Below are 15331 nucleotides of genomic sequence, written 5' to 3'. Positions count from 1 at the left end.
TTCTTTGCGCATTGCCGTGGCCCCTGGGTGCTCAAGCATTAAGAGACGGGCAAGGTGGGGTTTGCTACGGTTGCCGTCATGCGCGCTCGCGGTCCAAGCACAGGGAGAGAAGCACGCCAAGCCGGGCCGATGGCCCAGGCTTCCATTCTGCTGTGCGCGATCGCCCTCTGTATCGTCTTTCTCGCCTTCGACGTCGCCATCGTGCTGCGGGCTCGAACCATCGAGCGGGGCGAAGGGATCACCAGTGCCCACAACCTGGCGCTGGCGCTGTCCCAGCATGCGGAACGGACGTTGCAGGCCGCGGACCTGGTATTGGCGGGCCTCTCGCAGCGGATCGAGGACGACGGGCTGCAACCCGGTTTCCTCGATCGTCTGAACGTCATCCTGGCCAGCCGGGCCCAGCAGGCGCCGCAGATCCGCGAATTGGTGCTGATCGGGATCGACGGGCATTGGCAGGCCAGTTCGCTGCCGCAGCTGCGTACGGATATCGACAATTCGGGTCGCGATTATTTCATCTACCTGCGGGACCATCCGGACGCCAGGACCTTCGTTTCCGAACCGATCTTCAGCCACTCCAGCGGCAAGCTGACGATCATCATGGCTCGCAGGATCACCGGCCCTGACGGGCGGTTCCGGGGGGTACTCGTCGCAGCGCTCGACGGCGGCCAGTTCCAGCAGTTCTACAAGAACTTCGACATCGGCGCCGAGGGTACGATCTCGTTGATCCGGCTCGACGGGGTCGCGCTCATCCGGCATCCGTTCCGGGCCGATCTGATGGGGCGGAGCGATGCCGGCGAAACCGTGCTCAAGCAGGAACTGCCAAAGGCTCCGGCCGGGGAATATGTGAACAAGGGGCGCTACGACAAGATCGTCCGCTTCAAGGCCTACCGCCGGCTCGACGCCTATCCGCTGGTCGTGGTCATCGGCCTGTCCGAGCGCGAATGGATGGCGTCATGGCGCCAGGACACCATCGAGCAGACCTCCGCGGTGCTGGTCGTGGATATCGCGATCCTGCTGTTCGCGTGGTTCCTCTATCGCCAGGTGAAACGCCGGGCGACGACCGAAGCGCGCTTCGCCGACTGGGCCCAAGCCTCGACCGACTGGTTCTGGGAATGCGACACCGCCAATCGCATCACCTACATGTCCGAAGGCATCCGGCGGATCGGCGACGATCCGGTGGCGGCGATCGGTCGGGATCGGACCTCCTACGTCAAATTCAGCCCGGACGTGGTGCCGGGGGCGGTGCAGGATCATCTGGAAACGATTGCGGCGCGCAGGCCGTTCCGCGACTTCGTCTATCAGTTGCCGGTGCCGGACGGGCACGCCTTCATCTCGGTCAGCGGCAAGCCGCGCTTCGACCGCGGCGGTCAGTTCCTGGGCTATCGCGGCACGGGGCGCGACGTGACCGAAGAGGTGCGCAATGGCCGTGCCAGAGCGCGCGAGGCCGAGGTCCTGGCCACTACCTTCATGACGATTCCCGACGGGATCGAGGTGCTGGACCCGGAGCTTCGCCTGGTCAATGCGAACGAGCGCTTCTTCGAGATCTTGAAGCTCGACCGCGCCGAAATTCTTGGGGCCGAGGACCCAGGCGCCCAGCTTCGTCAGACCCTGATCCGGCGCGGCGATGTAGGTCCGGGTGACCCGGATCGGATCATGGACGACTATGCCCAGCGGATCCGCGTGCTGGAGCCGACCGTCTATGAACGGCAGCTCTCGGACGGGACCTGGATCGAGGTGCGGCGCAATCCCATGAAGAACGGCCTGGGTTATGTCGTGCTGTTGCGCGATATCACCGAACGGCGCGCCCGCGAGATCGAGCTGGACCGACGGCGGATCCAGACCGAGAGCCAGGCGGCCGAATTGGCGGCGGCGGCGGACGATCTGCGGGCAGCGCGGGCGGCGGCTGAGGCGGCGAGCGAGGCCAAGAGCGAGTTTCTGGCCAACATGAGCCACGAGATCCGCACGCCGATGAACGGCGTGATCGGCATGAACGCCCTGCTGCTGTCGACCGGCCTCACTGCCGAGCAGCGCCGCTTCGCCGATGCGGTCAAGCTGTCGGCGGAGGCGCTGCTGACCGTCATCAACGACATTCTCGACCTGTCGAAGCTCGAGGCCGGCAAGCTCGAACTCGAGGCGATCGATTTCGATCTGGAGACGCTGATCGAGGATGTGGTCGAGTTGATGGCGCCCCGCGCCTATGCCAAGCAGCTCGAGCTGGTCGTCCTCGTCGACGGGACCGCAAGCCAGCCATTCCAGGGCGATCCGACGCGGCTGCGCCAGATCCTGCTGAACTTCCTGTCCAATGCGGTGAAGTTTACGGCCCAGGGCTTCGTTTCGGTCGAGGTAAAGGCGAGCGCCGGCATGCGCGACCGGATCCGGATCGAAGTCGCGGACACGGGGATCGGTCTCGACGACACGGCCAAGGCGCGCCTGTTCGAGAAATTCATCCAGGCGGACGATACCATCGCGCGCCGCTTCGGTGGCACGGGGCTCGGCCTCAGCATCTCCAAGCAACTGGTCGAACTGATGGGCGGCACTCTCGGCGTCGATGACAGGCCGGGCGGCGGTGCGCTGTTCTGGTTCGAGGTGCCGCTCGCCCCGGCCCAGGGACCGATTGCAGCCCGGCGCGTCTTGTCGGGCACGGATCTCGCCGGCCGTCGACTGCTGGTCGTCGACGATCTCGACATCAACCGGCTGATCCTCGCGCGGCAACTGACCGGCTACGGCGCCGATGTCGTCCAGGCCGACGACGGCCCGGCGGCACTCGCCGCCCTCGCTGCGGCGCAGATGGATGCCCATCCGTTCGATCTCGTCCTCGTCGACGAACTGATGCCAGGCATGAACGGGGTCGAACTCGCCGATCGTATCCGCGCGGAGGCGGTCGGTCGTCCGCCGCGTCTCGTGCTGATCTCGTCGGTCGGGACGCCGCTCAAGGCTGATCCTGCGGCGGTGGTCGGGTTCGACGCCTTCCTGACCAAGCCGGTGCGTCATCAGATCCTGGTGGGCACGATCGATCGGCTGCTCGGTGATCGGGCGATTGAAGCGGAGCGGCTGCCGGAAGATCCGGTCGAGCAACCTAGGGGCGAGCAGGGTCCTCATGTGCTGATCGCCGAGGACAACGCGATCAACCAGGAGATCGCGGCGACGATCCTGCGGGGTGCGGGCTATCGGGTCGATCTGGCGAACGACGGTCGCGAGGCGGTCGAAGCCGCCACTCGTCACCTTTACGATCTGGTATTGATGGACGTGCAGATGCCGGGCGTCGATGGGTTGCAGGCGGCGCGGGAAATCCGCGCCGTACCGGGGCCATCCGGGCGGGTCCCGATCGTGGCCCTGACCGCGAACGCCATGCTGGGCGATCGCGAGGCCTGCCTCGCCGCAGGAATGAACGACTATGTCTCGAAACCATTCGAGCGGGTCGGGCTGCTGGCGACCATCGCGCAATGGATTTCCGGCGGCGTGTCCGATGTGCCGGCGGAAGCGGTGGCCGCGGCGGCGGGAGGCGGGCTCGATACCGGTCATCTCGATCGGTTGGCGGAAATGATGTCCGACACGCGATTTTCCTTGATCGTCGAAAGCTATCTCGGGGCAATCCCGGTGCAGCTGGCGGAATTCGCGACCATGACGAGGGCCGCAAATTTCGAAGGCATGGCGCGGGCATCCCATGTCCTGAATGGGTCGTCGGGCAACCTCGGCGTGCGCGAGATGCAGCGCCTGTCGGCCGAACTGGAGCAGGCCGCCCGGGCAGAAGATGGAGCGGCGATCGAACGTCTGCTCGTCGCCGTCGAGGCGGCCGCGCGGTCCAGCGTCAATGCCCTCGGTGCGTATCTTGCCGCCCGACGGAGCCGGATCGGGGTCAAGCAGGGGGCCGATTCATGATCTCGACGTCGGAACGCCGCAACAAGATCATCATGGCCATCGACGACCAGGCCGAAACGCTGCTGCTGATCCAGGGCTTCGTCGAAAGCGCCGGGTTCAGCTTCGTGGGCGCCCGTCGCGGCCGCGAGGCGGTCACACTGACAGCGCGCATGGTGCCGCGGCTGATCCTGCTCGACATCCAGATGCCCAACATCGACGGATTCCAGACCTGCCGGCTGCTGCGCGCCAATCCGGCGCTACGGATCGTGCCGATCGCGTTCCTGACCGCGCTCAAAACCAGCGAGGACGTGACCGCCGGGCTCAGTGCCGGCGGCAATGATTTCATCGTGAAACCGTTCGACCCGGACAAGCTGATCGAACGGATCGAATATTGGACGACGCGGCGGATCAGCTGATCTCAGGCGAGCGCATCCTCGAGCAGCCGTAGCGCCGCGACCGCGAAGGCCTGCATGTTCCCGGCGCGATCCGGCGAGCCGGTTTCGATCGTGCGGACCAGACGAGCGGGGCCGTCGATGGCGAGGCAGGCATGGCCGGCGGCATCGCCATAGCGATTGCCCGCCGGGCCGGTCGCGCCGGTTTCCGCCAGCCCCCAGCTCGCCTCGAACTTGCCGCGGACCGTCCGGGCCAGCAACTCGGCATAGGGTTCCGATGATGGACGCATGCCGGTGATGTCGTCGGGTGTGATGCCGAGCAGCGCCTGTCGCGCCACGCCGGTGTAGACGACGGCGCCACCCAGGAAATAGGCCGACGCGCCGGGCACGGCCAGCAGCGCCGCCGAGATCAATCCGCCGGCCGAGGATTCCGATACGGCGATCGTTTCGCCCCGCTCGATCAAGCGTCGGGCGATGCGGGTCGCGATGCTGTCCAGGTCCATGGGCGATGCTCCTCCGCACCGATGATGGCGTGGCGTCTGGTGGCGGATCAAGGGGTCACGATGCCCTCTTGCCGGCACGCGCGCGGTGGGCCGCGACCTTCGCCCGGTTGCCGCACACCGCCATGCTGCACCAGCGCCGACCATGGGCCTTGGTCTTGTCCAGGAACACAAGCGTGCAGGCAACGCCCTCGCAGGTGCGGATCAGGCGGAAATCCGCATGGCAGACGAGGTCGGCAATGGCGGCGGCGAGAGGTTGCAGCAACTGGTCGGCTGTCGTCCAGCGGCGGACGCGGTGGCTGTGCGGACCATGCCCGCGGCCGTCGATCCCGATCTGCAGATAATTGTCGTCGCGCGCCAGCAGCTGGTTCAGCGGCGCCAATTCCGCGGTTGCATCAGGGCCGAGCGCCTTGCCTTCGTGGCGCCGGACGAAACCATGCAGCCAGTCGCGCAGGTCCCGCGCCTGGACAGCCACGCGATCGAGCGCCGGGCGGTCGCCCAGGCGGAACAGGACTGCGACGCCGGGCTCGATCGCGCCGGCCTGTTCCAGCCAATCCACCAGATCGATGCCGTCGACCAGCCATTCGGTCGAGCCGCCGGCGGCGGCGGTCGCCACGCTGTTCAGGAAATCCAGCGCCAGATGATCGCCGACGAAGAACGCTGCGGGTCGGGGGGCGGGGGCGATGTTCATACGGTGTCCTCGGAGCCGGCATTCGTACCAGCTCTCGATAGGTAACTATCAAAAACGTGTTTGACAAGTTACTTAGATTAGAGTAACCATCAATACGCTACTTAATTGGTTACGCTCCCTCGCTTCCTGCTCACCGTTTCGGAGTCGCCCATCATGGTTCAGTTCCGCACCGCCGCCGTCGACGGACACGAGATCTTCTACCGCGAGGCCGGCGATGCCACGCGTCCCACGCTGCTGCTGCTGCACGGCTTCCCGAGCTCGTCCCACATGTTCCGCGACCTCATCCCGCTGCTCGAGGATCGCTTCCACATCGTGGCACCCGACCTGCCGGGCTTCGGCTTCACCCAGTCGCCGGCCGGCTTCGTCTATTCGTTCGACAATCTGGCGCGAGTCATCGAGGGCTTCACCGATGCGGTCGGCCTTACCCGCTACGCGCTCTACGTGTTCGACTATGGCGCGCCGGTCGGCTTCCGCTTGGCGCGCGCCCGGCCGGAGCGGGTCACCGCCATCATCTCCCAGAACGGCAATGCCTACGAGGACGGGCTGAGCGCCGACTGGGGGCCGGTGCAGACCTATTGGCGCGATCCGACCCCGGCGAACCGCAATGCGTTGCGGGCCATGCAGACGCTGGAGACGACCAAGTGGCAATATACCCACGGCGTCGCGGATCCGACGCAGGTCGCCCCGGAATCCTACACGCTGGATGCGGCGCTGATGACGCGTCCGGGCAATGACGAGATCCAGCTCGACCTGATCGGCGACTATGCCAACAACGTGGCGCTCTACCCGGCCTTCCATGCCTATTTCGCCGAGCATCAGCCGCCGCTCCTGGCAGTCTGGGGCCGGAACGATCCGTTCTTTCTGCCGGCCGGTGCCGAAGCATTCTGCCGCGACCTGCCGAAGGCCGAGGTGAACTTGTTCGATACCGGCCATTTCGCGCTCGAAACCCATGCGGCCGAGATCGCGGCCAAGATCCGTGATTTCCTCGACCGCACCGTCGTCTAGAGCCGGCGGGCGTGGAAATCCGACCGCAATTGCCAGGTCGCCCCGTCGTCCAGCGAGCACTCGCCCAGCCAGCGGAAGCTGCTGGGCGTGATCTCCCGGAAGCTCCAGCGTACCGGCACGCCGGCGTCGGTCTTGCCGAGCTGGACGATGTCCGCGCCTTCGGCGCGGCCGATCTGGCGGGAGTAGAACTGGTGAAGCGGATCGCTCCACACGATGTGCCAGGCGTCGATGGCGGGATCGTAGACGCGTAGCGTGGTGCCGTAGAACCTGCCGGGCAGGATCCAGACATCCTGGATCGCCCGGCCTTCCAGCGCCCAGGCAAAGCGGACACGGCCCTGTCCGGTCGATTGCGTCCCGTCGTCGGCGGTCAGGACGGCATCCATTTCCCAGGCGCCGACGAACTGGCCGTAAAGGTCCATCTTATCGGCACGGTCCGGGGCGGGGCCTGCGGAAAACAACAGATCGGCGAGCGAGAATGATGTGGCGTTCATGGTCGGGAGGCTCCTTGTTGGGAGCCCTGTCGTAGGACGAGTGCGATCGCCGCCGCTTGGGAAAAATTGCTATGATGGCCGCATGAGTGCGATCACCGAATTGCTGGCGTCCGGACCCGGCTGGAGCGTGCGGAACATCGTCTGCACCGCCGGCCCGGGCGATCGTCCGTTCGAGGAACGGCACGATGCCGTCTGCATCGGCATGGTGCTCGGCGGCACGTTCCAATACCGCACCCAGCAGGGCCGGGCCACGCTGGCACCCGGCGCGCTGCTGCTCGGCAACGCCGGCGCCTGCTTCGAATGCGGCCATGACCATGCGGCGGGCGATCATTGCCTGTCGTTCCATTTCGAGCCGGGCCTGTTCGACGCGATCGTCGCTGCCGTGCCGGGCGTTCGCCGTGCCGATTTCCGGCATCCCCGCCTGTCGCCCTCATCCGCCTTGCTGCCGTTCGTCGCGGCTGCCGAGGCGGCGGCGGACGATCCCGCCGCCCTCGAGGAAGTGGCGCTGGGCCTCGCCGGCGCGGTCGCGGCAACGCTGGCGGACAGCCCGACGAGGTCGCCCGGCCGGCGCGACGAACGGAGGATCGGCGAGGTGCTCCGCCTGCTGGAGGTCACGATCGACGAGACCTTCCCGCTGATCGATCTCGCCGCCCGGGTGGCGATGAGCCCCTATCATTTCCTGCGGACCTTCCGCGCCGTGGTCGGCGTCACCCCGCACCAGTTCGTCCTGGGCGAACGCCTGCGCCGCGCCGCCGTCCGCCTGCGCCGGTCGGGCGAGCCGGTGTCCGCCATCGCCTACGACGCGGGCTTCGGCGACCTGTCGACTTTCAATCGCCGCTTCCGGCGGGTGATGGGGGTGAGCCCGACGGAATACCGGCGGAACACGCCAGGCTGAACGACCCCGCTATGGCGATCCCGCGATTGCACCCGCCTCCGCGCCGAACACCTCGCCGAACGCCACCCGCAGGGCCGCATCCACTTCTGGCATCGAGACCAGGATGCCCTGGGCGGCGAGCGAGGTCACGCCGTGCTGCAGGATGCCGCAGGGTACGATGCCATCGAAGTTCTTCAGGTCCGGCTCGACGTTCAGCGAGACGCCGTGGAACGTCACCCAATGGCGCACACGCACGCCGATCGCCGCGATCTTGTTTTCGCTGCCGTCGCGCTCGACGACCCAGATGCCGACGCGGCCCTCGCGCCGCTCGCCCTTGACCTGGAAGCGGGCGAGGGTGCGGATCAGCCACTCCTCCAGGTCGTGCACATAGCGCCTGATGTCGCCGCCATGGCGCTTCAGGTCGAGCATGACATAGCCGACTCGTTGTCCCGGCCCGTGATAGGTGAATTGCCCGCCGCGGCCGGTGCGATAGACCGGCAGGCCTGCGGCATCGATCAGGTCTTCGTCCTTGGCGCTGGTGCCGGCGGTATAGAGCGGGGGATGCTCCAGCAGCCAGACCTGCTCGCCTGCGGTGCCGTCGTGGATCGCGGCCACGCGCGTCTCCATGTCCCGGCTCGCGCTTTCGTAATCGACCAGCCCGTCGCTGATCCGCCATTCCATGCTCATTGCCCGAAACCGCCCGTTCGCCCGGATCCTGTCAATCGATCGCGTGTTTTTCCGGCCCGCAGGGCAGATCTGTCACGTCGGCCGAAACCATCGCTTGATATGGTAATCCCGATTTGCTATCCACCCCGAACCTCAACGGACCGCCCATGCTTCGGGCGGGTAAGTATACGACGTGCGGTCGTGGCGGAATTGGTAGACGCGCAGCGTTGAGGTCGCTGTGGGGGAAACTCTGTGGAAGTTCGAGTCTTCTCGACCGCACCATCTCTCTTCTAAGAAAAATCTGATCTGATTCGCGTGACGTGCCCCTTGTGCACGGGCACGCGCATCGGCTTACCTGTGGGCCAGGGGTGGAGCGACGTTCCATCACAAGGGGTTCTGGGGAAGAAAAGCCGATGGCCGAAGATCTGCGCGACGCCGCCCTCGATTATCATCGCTATCCGACGCCGGGAAAGATCGGGGTCCACGCCACCAAGCCGCTGTCGACCCAGCGCGACCTGGCGCTGGCTTATTCGCCGGGCGTGGCCGAGGCCTGCATGTTGATCGTGCGCGACCCGGCGGAGGTCGCCAACATGACCTCGCGCGCCAACCTGGTCGGCGTCATCACCAACGGCACCGCCGTGCTGGGCCTGGGCAACATCGGCCCGCTCGCCTCCAAGCCGGTGATGGAAGGCAAGGGCGTGCTGTTCAAGAAGTTCGCCGGCATCGATGTGTTCGACATCGAGGTCGAGGCGCTCGACCCGGATCTGTTCGTCGAGGTCGTGGCGGCGCTGGAGCCGACCTTCGGCGGCATCAACCTGGAAGACATCAAGGCGCCGGAATGCTTCGAGATCGAGGCGAAGCTGCGCGCGCGCATGAAAATCCCGGTGTTCCACGACGACCAGCACGGAACGGCGATCATCGTTGCGGCGGCGATCCGCAACGCGCTCAGGCTGCGCGGCAAGAAGCTGGACGAGATCAAGCTCGTGGCGTCGGGCGCCGGCGCTGCGGCGCTGGCGTGCCTCGACCTGCTGGTCGACATGGGGCTCCGCGTCGAGAACGTCTGGGTCACCGACCGGTTCGGCGTGGTCTGGAAGGGCCGGGTCGAGGAGATGGACCCGCGCAAGGATCGTTACGCCAAGGACACCAACGCGCGCACGCTCGCCGACGTGATCGGCGGGTCCGACGTGTTCCTGGGCCTGTCGGCGCCGAACGTGCTGAAGCCGGAACTGCTGGCCCAGATGGAGGCCGGCCCGATCATCATGGCGCTGGCCAACCCGACGCCGGAAATTTCGCCCGAGGAGGCGCGCGCGGTGCGTCCGGACGCGATCATCTGCACCGGCCGGTCGGATTATCCGAACCAGGTCAACAACGTGCTGTGCTTTCCCTACATCTTCCGCGGCGCGCTCGACGTCGGCGCCACCACGATCAACGAGGCGATGAAGATCGCCTGCGTCGAGGCGCTGGCCGATCTCGCCATGGCCGAGGCGTCCGACGTGGTCGCGGCCGCCTATGGCGACCAGACCCTGACCTTCGGGCCGGAATATCTCATTCCGAAGCCGTTCGATCCGCGCCTCATCACCACGCTCGCCCCCGCCGTCGCCAAGGCGGCGATGGACAGCGGCGTCGCGACCCGGCCGATCACCGATTTCGACGCCTATCGCCAGCGGCTGGAACAGTTCGTCTTCCGCTCCGGCCTGGTCATGAAGCCAGTGTTCGAGCGCGCGAAGCAGGATCCGCGCCGCCTGGTCTATGCCGAGGGCGAGGACGAGCGCGTGCTGCGTGCGGTGCAGACCGTGCTCGACGAAGGCATCGCCAAGCCGATCGTCATCGGCCGGCGCGAGGTGGTCCAGAAACGGCTGGACCGGCTCGGCCTGCACATCAAGATCGACAAGGATTTCGAGCTGTGCGACCCGCAGGACGATCCGCGGTTCCACGCCTATTGGACCCACTACCACGGGATCATGGAGCGCAAGGGCGTCTCGCCCGACTTCGCCCGCCACATCGTCCGCACGCGCAACACGGTGATCGCGTCGCTGATGGTCGAGCGCGGCGAGGCCGATGCGCTGATCTGCGGGGCGGTCGGCGATTTCCAGCGCCATCTGCACCATATCGTCGACGTGGTCGGCCTGCAGCCGGGTGTCGACCGGCCGTTCGCGCTGTCCGTGCTGATCCTGCCGACAGGCACGTTCTTCCTGGCCGACACGTTCGTCGCCCATGACCCGTGCGCGGAGGATCTGGCCTGGATCGCCGTCCATGCCGCGGCGACGGTGAAGCATTTCGGCTTCGAGCCCAAGGTGGCGCTGCTGTCCCACGCCAGTTTCGGCAACTCGAACGCGCCGTCGGCGATCAAGATGCGCAAGGCGCTGGAGCTGATCCGCGAGCGCGCGCCGGAGCTCGAGGTCGAGGGCGAGATGCAGGCGGACCTGGCGTTCTCGGTCGAACATCGCACCCGCGTCTTCCCGAACTCGCGCCTGTCTGGCCAGGCCAACCTGCTGATCATGCCGACGCTCGACGCCGCCAACATCGCCTTCAACCTGCTGAAGGCGCTGGGCGACGGCCTGGCGATCGGCCCGGCGCTGCTGGGCGTGCGCAAGCCCGCCCATATCGTGACCCCGTCGACGACGGTGCGCGGCCTCGTCAACATGAGCGCCATCGCGGTCTACGACGCCCAGATCACGATCGCCACGGCGGCTGAGGCGGAAGCCGGCACGACGGGCATCTAGCATGGGGCGGGCCTGGGAGGCTGCGATGATCGGACGGCGTTTCATCTGCAGCCTCGCGGCCGTTCTTCTGTTGCTCGCCGGTTCCGGCGCCGCAGAGGCGGCGAAGCCGGTTCCGGCGGAACTCCAGATCGCCGGAGCAACCTTGGTGCTGACCACCGAGGCCAAGGGCGTGCAGATCTACAAGAGCGTCGCCGACGCCGACGGTCATTTCAAATGGATGCTCGAGGCGCCGCTCGCCCGCCTGGCGACCCGCGGCAAGCCGGCGCTCTACCACTATGTCGGTCCCTCCTGGGAATCGCCGGACGGCAGCAAGGTCGTGCGCGACACGGACGCGCCGGTGAAGTCGGTTGCCGCCCCTGATGCGGCGGCCGATATCCCATGGCTGCTGCTCAAGGTCACCGCCGACCCGGCTCCGGGGGTGCTGAGCAAGGTCGGCTTCGTGCAGCGGATCGAAACCCATGGCGGTCAGCCGCCGTCGGCGGCGCCGATCCGGGTCGATACCCGGATCGGCGTGCCCTATACCGCGACCTACCGGTTCTACGCGAAAGCGCCTTAGACCAGCGGCCGATTCAGCATCGGAAAGCCCTTCTGGTGCCACGTCGGATAGGATGGCTTGGCGTCGCTCGCCGCATCGAGCTTCGCAACCTGTTCCGGCGTCAGGTTCCAGCCGACCGCGCCGATGTTCTGCACCAGCTGTTCCTCGTTGCGGGCGCCGATGATGATCGACGACACGGTCGGCCGCTGCAGCAGCCAGTTGAGTGCGACCTGCGGGATCGATTTGTCGACCTCCTTGGATACGGCGCCCAGCGCGTCGACGATTGCGAACAGCCGCTCCTCGGGATAGGCCGGGCCGGTGCCGGCGATGTCGTGGGCGCGACTGCCGGGCTGGGCCGGCTGGTCGCGGCGGATCTTGCCGGTCAGTTTGCCCCAGCCCAGCGGGCTCCACACGACGGCGCCGACGCCCTGGTCGCGGCCGAGCGGCATCAGTTCCCACTCGTAATCCCGGTTCAGCAGCGAGTAGTAGGCCTGGTGCGCGACGTAGCGCGGATAGCCGTAGCGGTCGGCGGCGGCAAGCGATTTCATCATGTGCCAGCCGGCGAAGTTGGAGCCGCCGACATAGCGCACCTTGCCGGCCCGGACGAGCTGGTCGAGGGTCGAGAGCGTCTCTTCGACCGGCGTGTGATTGTCCTGGCCATGCAGCTGCAGCAGATCGATGTGGTCGGTGCCGAGCCGCTTGAGCGCCTTGTCGACGGCCTCGACCAGGTGGAAGCGCGACGAGCCATAGTCGTTCGGCCCGTCGCCGGTCGGGAATGTCGCCTTGGTCGAGATCAGCAGCCGATCGCGCTTGCCCTTGATCGCGGCGCCCAGGATCTCCTCGGCGGCACCGTTCGAATAGACGTCGGCGCTGTCGAACAGGGTGACGCCATGGTCCAGGCAGACATCGACCAGGCGATTGGCGGCGGCGACGTCGGTCGAGCCCCAGGCCTTGAAGAAATCGGTCGTGCCGCCGAAGGTCGCGGTGCCGAAGGCTAGGGCGGGTACGCGAAAGCCCGAGGCACCGAGGTAGCGATATTCCATGGGTCGATCTCTCTGGTCAGTGGATTTCGTATGAGTACATGAGGGCGGCGCCGGCTTTCTCAAGCCTTGGGCAGTTCCGTTCCGATCCAGTCGAGCACCGATCCGTATGTCGGCGCCCAGCCGAGCACGCTACGAGCCCGGTGCGCGCGCACGCGGCTGTTCGAACCGAGCGAGAAGACCGCCGTCTGTCGTCCGAGCGCGGCGATCGCCTGCTCGGCCGGCCAGGGCTGCGGCGCGCCGAGGCCGAGCCGCGTGGCGATGGCCCCGACCATGGCGCCGAACGAGGTTTCGCCATTCTCGACGAAGCAGAAAGTGCCGGCCGGCGCCTTGTCCAACGCCAGCAGGTAGAGGGCGGCCACGTCGGCGATATGGACGGTCGACCAGATGTTGCGGCCGCGGCCGATATGGCGGGCGATGCCGGTCTTGTGCGCCTCGGCCGCGAGCCGCGGCAATTGGGCGCTTTCCGGCTCGGCGCCCAGGCCGGTGCCGTAGATCAGGCTGTTGCAGAGCACGATCGATCGTACGCCGGGGGCGGCGAGCACGAACCGGTCGAGCGCCACGCGCGCCGCCTTCTCGGGCGCCGGGTTGAAGGGCGTATCCTCGTCGAAGATCCGGTCCGACGGTTCTCCCATCGCCTCGTCCGCGACGATGCTGCTGCCGCTGGTATGGATCAGCGCCTTGCCGGAGCCGGCGAGCGCGGCGACGATCGCTTCGATCGCAGGACGATCATCGCTGCTCGCCGCATTGATCACAGCGTCGGCCGCCTGGGCCTCGCGGCTCAGCAGGGCGGTATCGTCGAGCGTGCCCAGCACCGGCTCGACCCCGGTCCGGCGCACGGCGCCGAGCTTGGCCGGATCGCGTACCAGCCCGCGCACCGCATGGCCGGCCAGGACCAGGCGGCTCGCGACGGAACCGCCGATGAAACCGCTGGCACCCGTCACGAAGATCTTCATGGACCGTCCTTTCCATCGCCGAACCCGGGCCCGAGAGATGGCGCTCGGCACGGGCGTTTACCATCCCGAATGCTGCGCCGACACCCTTGGCGCGCCCGGTTCATCGGCCTAGGGTCGGTAGGCTCCGGTCGCCGCTGCCTCTCGATAATTGACGGCCGAAAACTCCGATGATACGAACGTAAACAACGATAAGCAGGCCCCGCCGCAATCTGGTCGAGGGCTGCGTGAAAGGGGAGGCGGCATGCTGTCCAGCGATGTCGGCAAGAAATCTCGTGGGCGCAAGAGCTTGGCGCCGCCGCGTCCTCCCGTGGCCGGCCTGCCCGGGGCGATCGTCGAGACGCTCGGCAAGAAGATCCTCAACGGCGAACTGTTGCCCGGCGACGTGCTGCCGGCCGAAACCGTCTATCTCAGCCAACTGGGCGTCAGCCGCACCACCTTGCGCGAAGCGATCAAGGTGCTGGCCGCCAAGGGGCTGGTGCTGGCCAAGCCCAAGACCGGCACCGTGGTGCGGGCGCGGGACCATTGGAACCTGCTCGATCCCGCGGTCCTCACCTGGCAGGCCGCATCGGACGGGTTCGCCGACACGATGGGCGAATTGTTCGAGATCCGCCGCCTGGTCGAGCCGGAGGGGGCGGCACTTGCCGCCCGGCGTCACGACGCTGCATCCGCGATCGCCATGCGGGCGGCATTCGAAGCGCTGGCGCCTCATGCCGACGCCGGTCCCGACGCGCTCGACGTCGACATCGCCTTTCATCTGACCATCCTCAAGGCGGCGGGCAACCGATACCTGAACTCGCTCGGCGCCGTGGTGGACACGGTCATCCGCTCGACCGCGCGCCTGGCGCTCGGCCGACCGGGGGGCCTCGGTCATTCCATGGGGCTGCATCGCGCCGTGCTCGACGCGGTGCTGGCGCGCGACGAGACCGCGGCGCGCGCCGCCATGCACCGGCTGCTGGCCGATGCGGAGGACGATGCCCATCAGGTGCTCGAGCACGACCGTTAGCTCACGGGAAATTGAGGGAAGCAATCGCCGGCTCGGCCGGTCTTTCTGTCGGGGAGTCATGGCGCCCGCCTCTCTGCATTCCCACATGGCTGAAAGCGTCGGCAACAGGGGCGCCGATCATCCTCGAAGGAGACCATCATGCGGAAGCTGGGTTTCATGCTGCTCGTCGCGTCGGCCGGACTCGCCGCCTGTGCCGGACCTGCCGATCCATCGGTCGCCGACGGCTCGACCGCCTACCGCACCGGCAGCCGGATCAAGCAGCCGGATGGGGTGCAACCGAACCTGAGCTATTACGGCCAGAATGAGTTGAGCCGGTCGCCAGACCAGACACTCACGGGGGCGATCCTGCATTCGCCGCGGACGCCGGTGCCGCCCCCGCCCGAGCCGCCAGCGGACTGACGGGGTTCGCCGGCGCCGCCGATGCCACTGGGCAGGGCGGCGGACCCGCGCTAAATAGGGGAGGTCCCTCGAGGGAGATCCCTGATGCTGTCGAACCAGATGCCGTCGTTGAACTTTGATCTAGGGGAGACGGCGGACGCGATCCGGGAGAGCGTTCTGAGTTTTTCGGCGGCCGAGATTGCGCCCCGGGCGGCGGAG

General features: G+C 67.1%; 14 protein-coding genes and 1 tRNA gene. 9 read left to right on the top strand and 6 right to left on the bottom strand.

The features are described 5' to 3' along the window. Window positions 1–129: 129 nt before the first annotated feature. Both VGV37_RS09920 and VGV37_RS09915 read left to right on the top strand, forming a co-directional pair. On the top strand, window positions 130–3879 hold the full coding sequence (locus VGV37_RS09920) for a response regulator (protein ID WP_326879502.1): 3750 nt from the start codon (window positions 130–132) through the stop codon (window positions 3877–3879). Then, the gene (locus tag VGV37_RS09915; RefSeq protein ID WP_326879501.1) at window positions 3876–4274 is read left to right on the top strand and encodes a response regulator; all 399 of its coding nucleotides are present in this window, start codon (window positions 3876–3878) and stop codon (window positions 4272–4274) included. The genes VGV37_RS09920 and VGV37_RS09915 overlap by 4 nt, the downstream gene beginning before the upstream one ends. 2 nt (window positions 4275–4276) lie before the next feature. Here VGV37_RS09915 and VGV37_RS09910 read toward each other — a convergent pair whose 3' ends face one another. After that, window positions 4277–4753: a CinA family protein gene (locus tag VGV37_RS09910; protein WP_326879500.1), complete on the bottom strand. Its 477-nt coding sequence runs from the start codon at window positions 4751–4753 to the stop codon at window positions 4277–4279. Between the two features lie 55 nt (window positions 4754–4808). Then, window positions 4809–5441 carry a CGNR zinc finger domain-containing protein gene (locus VGV37_RS09905; RefSeq protein WP_326879499.1) on the bottom strand — a complete coding sequence of 211 codons (633 nt, stop codon included), beginning with the start codon at window positions 5439–5441 and terminating at the stop codon, window positions 4809–4811. Window positions 5442–5594: 153 nt separating this feature from the next. On the opposite strand from VGV37_RS09905, the gene VGV37_RS09900 reads away from it, so the two are divergent. Next, on the top strand, window positions 5595–6446 hold the full coding sequence (locus tag VGV37_RS09900) for an alpha/beta fold hydrolase (protein ID WP_326879498.1): 852 nt from the start codon (window positions 5595–5597) through the stop codon (window positions 6444–6446). On the opposite strand, the gene VGV37_RS09895 is transcribed toward VGV37_RS09900, so the two are convergent. After that, window positions 6443–6937 carry a hypothetical protein gene (locus VGV37_RS09895; protein WP_326879497.1) on the bottom strand — a complete coding sequence of 165 codons (495 nt, stop codon included), beginning with the start codon at window positions 6935–6937 and terminating at the stop codon, window positions 6443–6445. The genes VGV37_RS09900 and VGV37_RS09895 overlap by 4 nt on opposite strands. 82 nt (window positions 6938–7019) lie before the next feature. On the opposite strand from VGV37_RS09895, the gene VGV37_RS09890 reads away from it, so the two are divergent. After that, complete coding sequence (locus tag VGV37_RS09890; RefSeq protein ID WP_326879496.1) at window positions 7020–7832, top strand: AraC family transcriptional regulator; 813 nt, start codon at window positions 7020–7022, stop codon at window positions 7830–7832. 9 nt (window positions 7833–7841) lie between these two features. On the opposite strand, the gene lipB is transcribed toward VGV37_RS09890, so the two are convergent. Continuing rightward, window positions 7842–8498: a lipoyl(octanoyl) transferase LipB gene (gene lipB, locus VGV37_RS09885; RefSeq protein WP_326879495.1), complete on the bottom strand. Its 657-nt coding sequence runs from the start codon at window positions 8496–8498 to the stop codon at window positions 7842–7844. Between the two features lie 174 nt (window positions 8499–8672). On the opposite strand from lipB, the gene VGV37_RS09880 reads away from it, so the two are divergent. The 3 genes from VGV37_RS09880 to VGV37_RS09870 all read left to right on the top strand — a co-directional run bounded on the left by VGV37_RS09880 (window position 8673) and on the right by VGV37_RS09870 (window position 11756). Beyond that, window positions 8673–8759 (top strand) — tRNA-Leu (locus VGV37_RS09880). A 131-nt stretch (window positions 8760–8890) separates the two neighbouring features. Then, a complete protein-coding gene (locus tag VGV37_RS09875; protein WP_326879494.1) occupies window positions 8891–11200 on the top strand; it encodes an NADP-dependent malic enzyme in 2310 nt (769 codons plus the stop codon). Between the two features lie 25 nt (window positions 11201–11225). Beyond that, on the top strand, window positions 11226–11756 hold the full coding sequence (locus tag VGV37_RS09870; protein ID WP_326879493.1) for a DUF3455 domain-containing protein: 531 nt from the start codon (window positions 11226–11228) through the stop codon (window positions 11754–11756). Here VGV37_RS09870 and VGV37_RS09865 read toward each other — a convergent pair. Next, window positions 11753–12778, bottom strand: coding sequence for an aldo/keto reductase (locus VGV37_RS09865; RefSeq protein WP_326879492.1), 1026 nt, complete (start codon window positions 12776–12778; stop codon window positions 11753–11755). The two genes, VGV37_RS09870 and VGV37_RS09865, sit on opposite strands and share 4 nt — an antisense overlap. A 59-nt stretch (window positions 12779–12837) precedes the next feature. Beyond that, window positions 12838–13731: an NAD-dependent epimerase/dehydratase family protein gene (locus VGV37_RS09860; RefSeq protein WP_326879491.1), complete on the bottom strand. Its 894-nt coding sequence runs from the start codon at window positions 13729–13731 to the stop codon at window positions 12838–12840. A 241-nt stretch (window positions 13732–13972) separates the two neighbouring features. Here VGV37_RS09860 and VGV37_RS09855 point away from each other — a divergent pair, with 241 nt between their 5' ends. Both VGV37_RS09855 and VGV37_RS09850 read left to right on the top strand, forming a co-directional pair. After that, entirely contained in the window at window positions 13973–14734 is a 762-nt protein-coding gene (locus VGV37_RS09855) for a FadR/GntR family transcriptional regulator (protein WP_326879490.1), read from the top strand. 138 nt (window positions 14735–14872) lie between these two features. Next, window positions 14873–15133 (top strand): hypothetical protein, encoded by a 261-nt coding sequence (locus tag VGV37_RS09850; protein ID WP_326879489.1) that lies wholly within the window; start codon window positions 14873–14875, stop codon window positions 15131–15133. Window positions 15134–15331: the final 198 nt, after the last annotated feature.

The organism is Aliidongia sp. (assembly GCF_035943795.1).
Classification (GTDB): domain Bacteria; phylum Pseudomonadota; class Alphaproteobacteria; order ATCC43930; family CGMCC-115725; genus Aliidongia.
The sequence above is the reverse complement of the archived record's forward strand: the minus strand, read 5'-3'. Positions and strand labels throughout refer to the sequence as shown.

Excerpts from the sequence above, each read along its gene's own strand:
- VGV37_RS09920 (WP_326879502.1), top strand. The coding sequence starts at position 130 with ATGGCCCAGGCTTCCATTCTGCTGTGCGCGATCGCCCTCTGTATCGTC.
- VGV37_RS09915 (WP_326879501.1), top strand. The coding sequence starts at position 3,876 with ATGATCTCGACGTCGGAACGCCGCAACAAGATCATCATGGCCATCGAC.
- VGV37_RS09910 (WP_326879500.1), bottom strand. The coding sequence starts at position 4,753 with ATGGACCTGGACAGCATCGCGACCCGCATCGCCCGACGCTTGATCGAG.
- VGV37_RS09905 (WP_326879499.1), bottom strand. The coding sequence starts at position 5,441 with ATGAACATCGCCCCCGCCCCCCGACCCGCAGCGTTCTTCGTCGGCGAT.
- VGV37_RS09900 (WP_326879498.1), top strand. The coding sequence starts at position 5,595 with ATGGTTCAGTTCCGCACCGCCGCCGTCGACGGACACGAGATCTTCTAC.
- VGV37_RS09895 (WP_326879497.1), bottom strand. The coding sequence starts at position 6,937 with ATGAACGCCACATCATTCTCGCTCGCCGATCTGTTGTTTTCCGCAGGC.
- VGV37_RS09890 (WP_326879496.1), top strand. The coding sequence starts at position 7,020 with ATGAGTGCGATCACCGAATTGCTGGCGTCCGGACCCGGCTGGAGCGTG.
- lipB (WP_326879495.1), bottom strand. The coding sequence starts at position 8,498 with ATGAGCATGGAATGGCGGATCAGCGACGGGCTGGTCGATTACGAAAGC.
- VGV37_RS09875 (WP_326879494.1), top strand. The coding sequence starts at position 8,891 with ATGGCCGAAGATCTGCGCGACGCCGCCCTCGATTATCATCGCTATCCG.
- VGV37_RS09870 (WP_326879493.1), top strand. The coding sequence starts at position 11,226 with ATGATCGGACGGCGTTTCATCTGCAGCCTCGCGGCCGTTCTTCTGTTG.
- VGV37_RS09865 (WP_326879492.1), bottom strand. The coding sequence starts at position 12,778 with ATGGAATATCGCTACCTCGGTGCCTCGGGCTTTCGCGTACCCGCCCTA.
- VGV37_RS09860 (WP_326879491.1), bottom strand. The coding sequence starts at position 13,731 with ATGAAGATCTTCGTGACGGGTGCCAGCGGTTTCATCGGCGGTTCCGTC.
- VGV37_RS09855 (WP_326879490.1), top strand. The coding sequence starts at position 13,973 with ATGCTGTCCAGCGATGTCGGCAAGAAATCTCGTGGGCGCAAGAGCTTG.
- VGV37_RS09850 (WP_326879489.1), top strand. The coding sequence starts at position 14,873 with ATGCGGAAGCTGGGTTTCATGCTGCTCGTCGCGTCGGCCGGACTCGCC.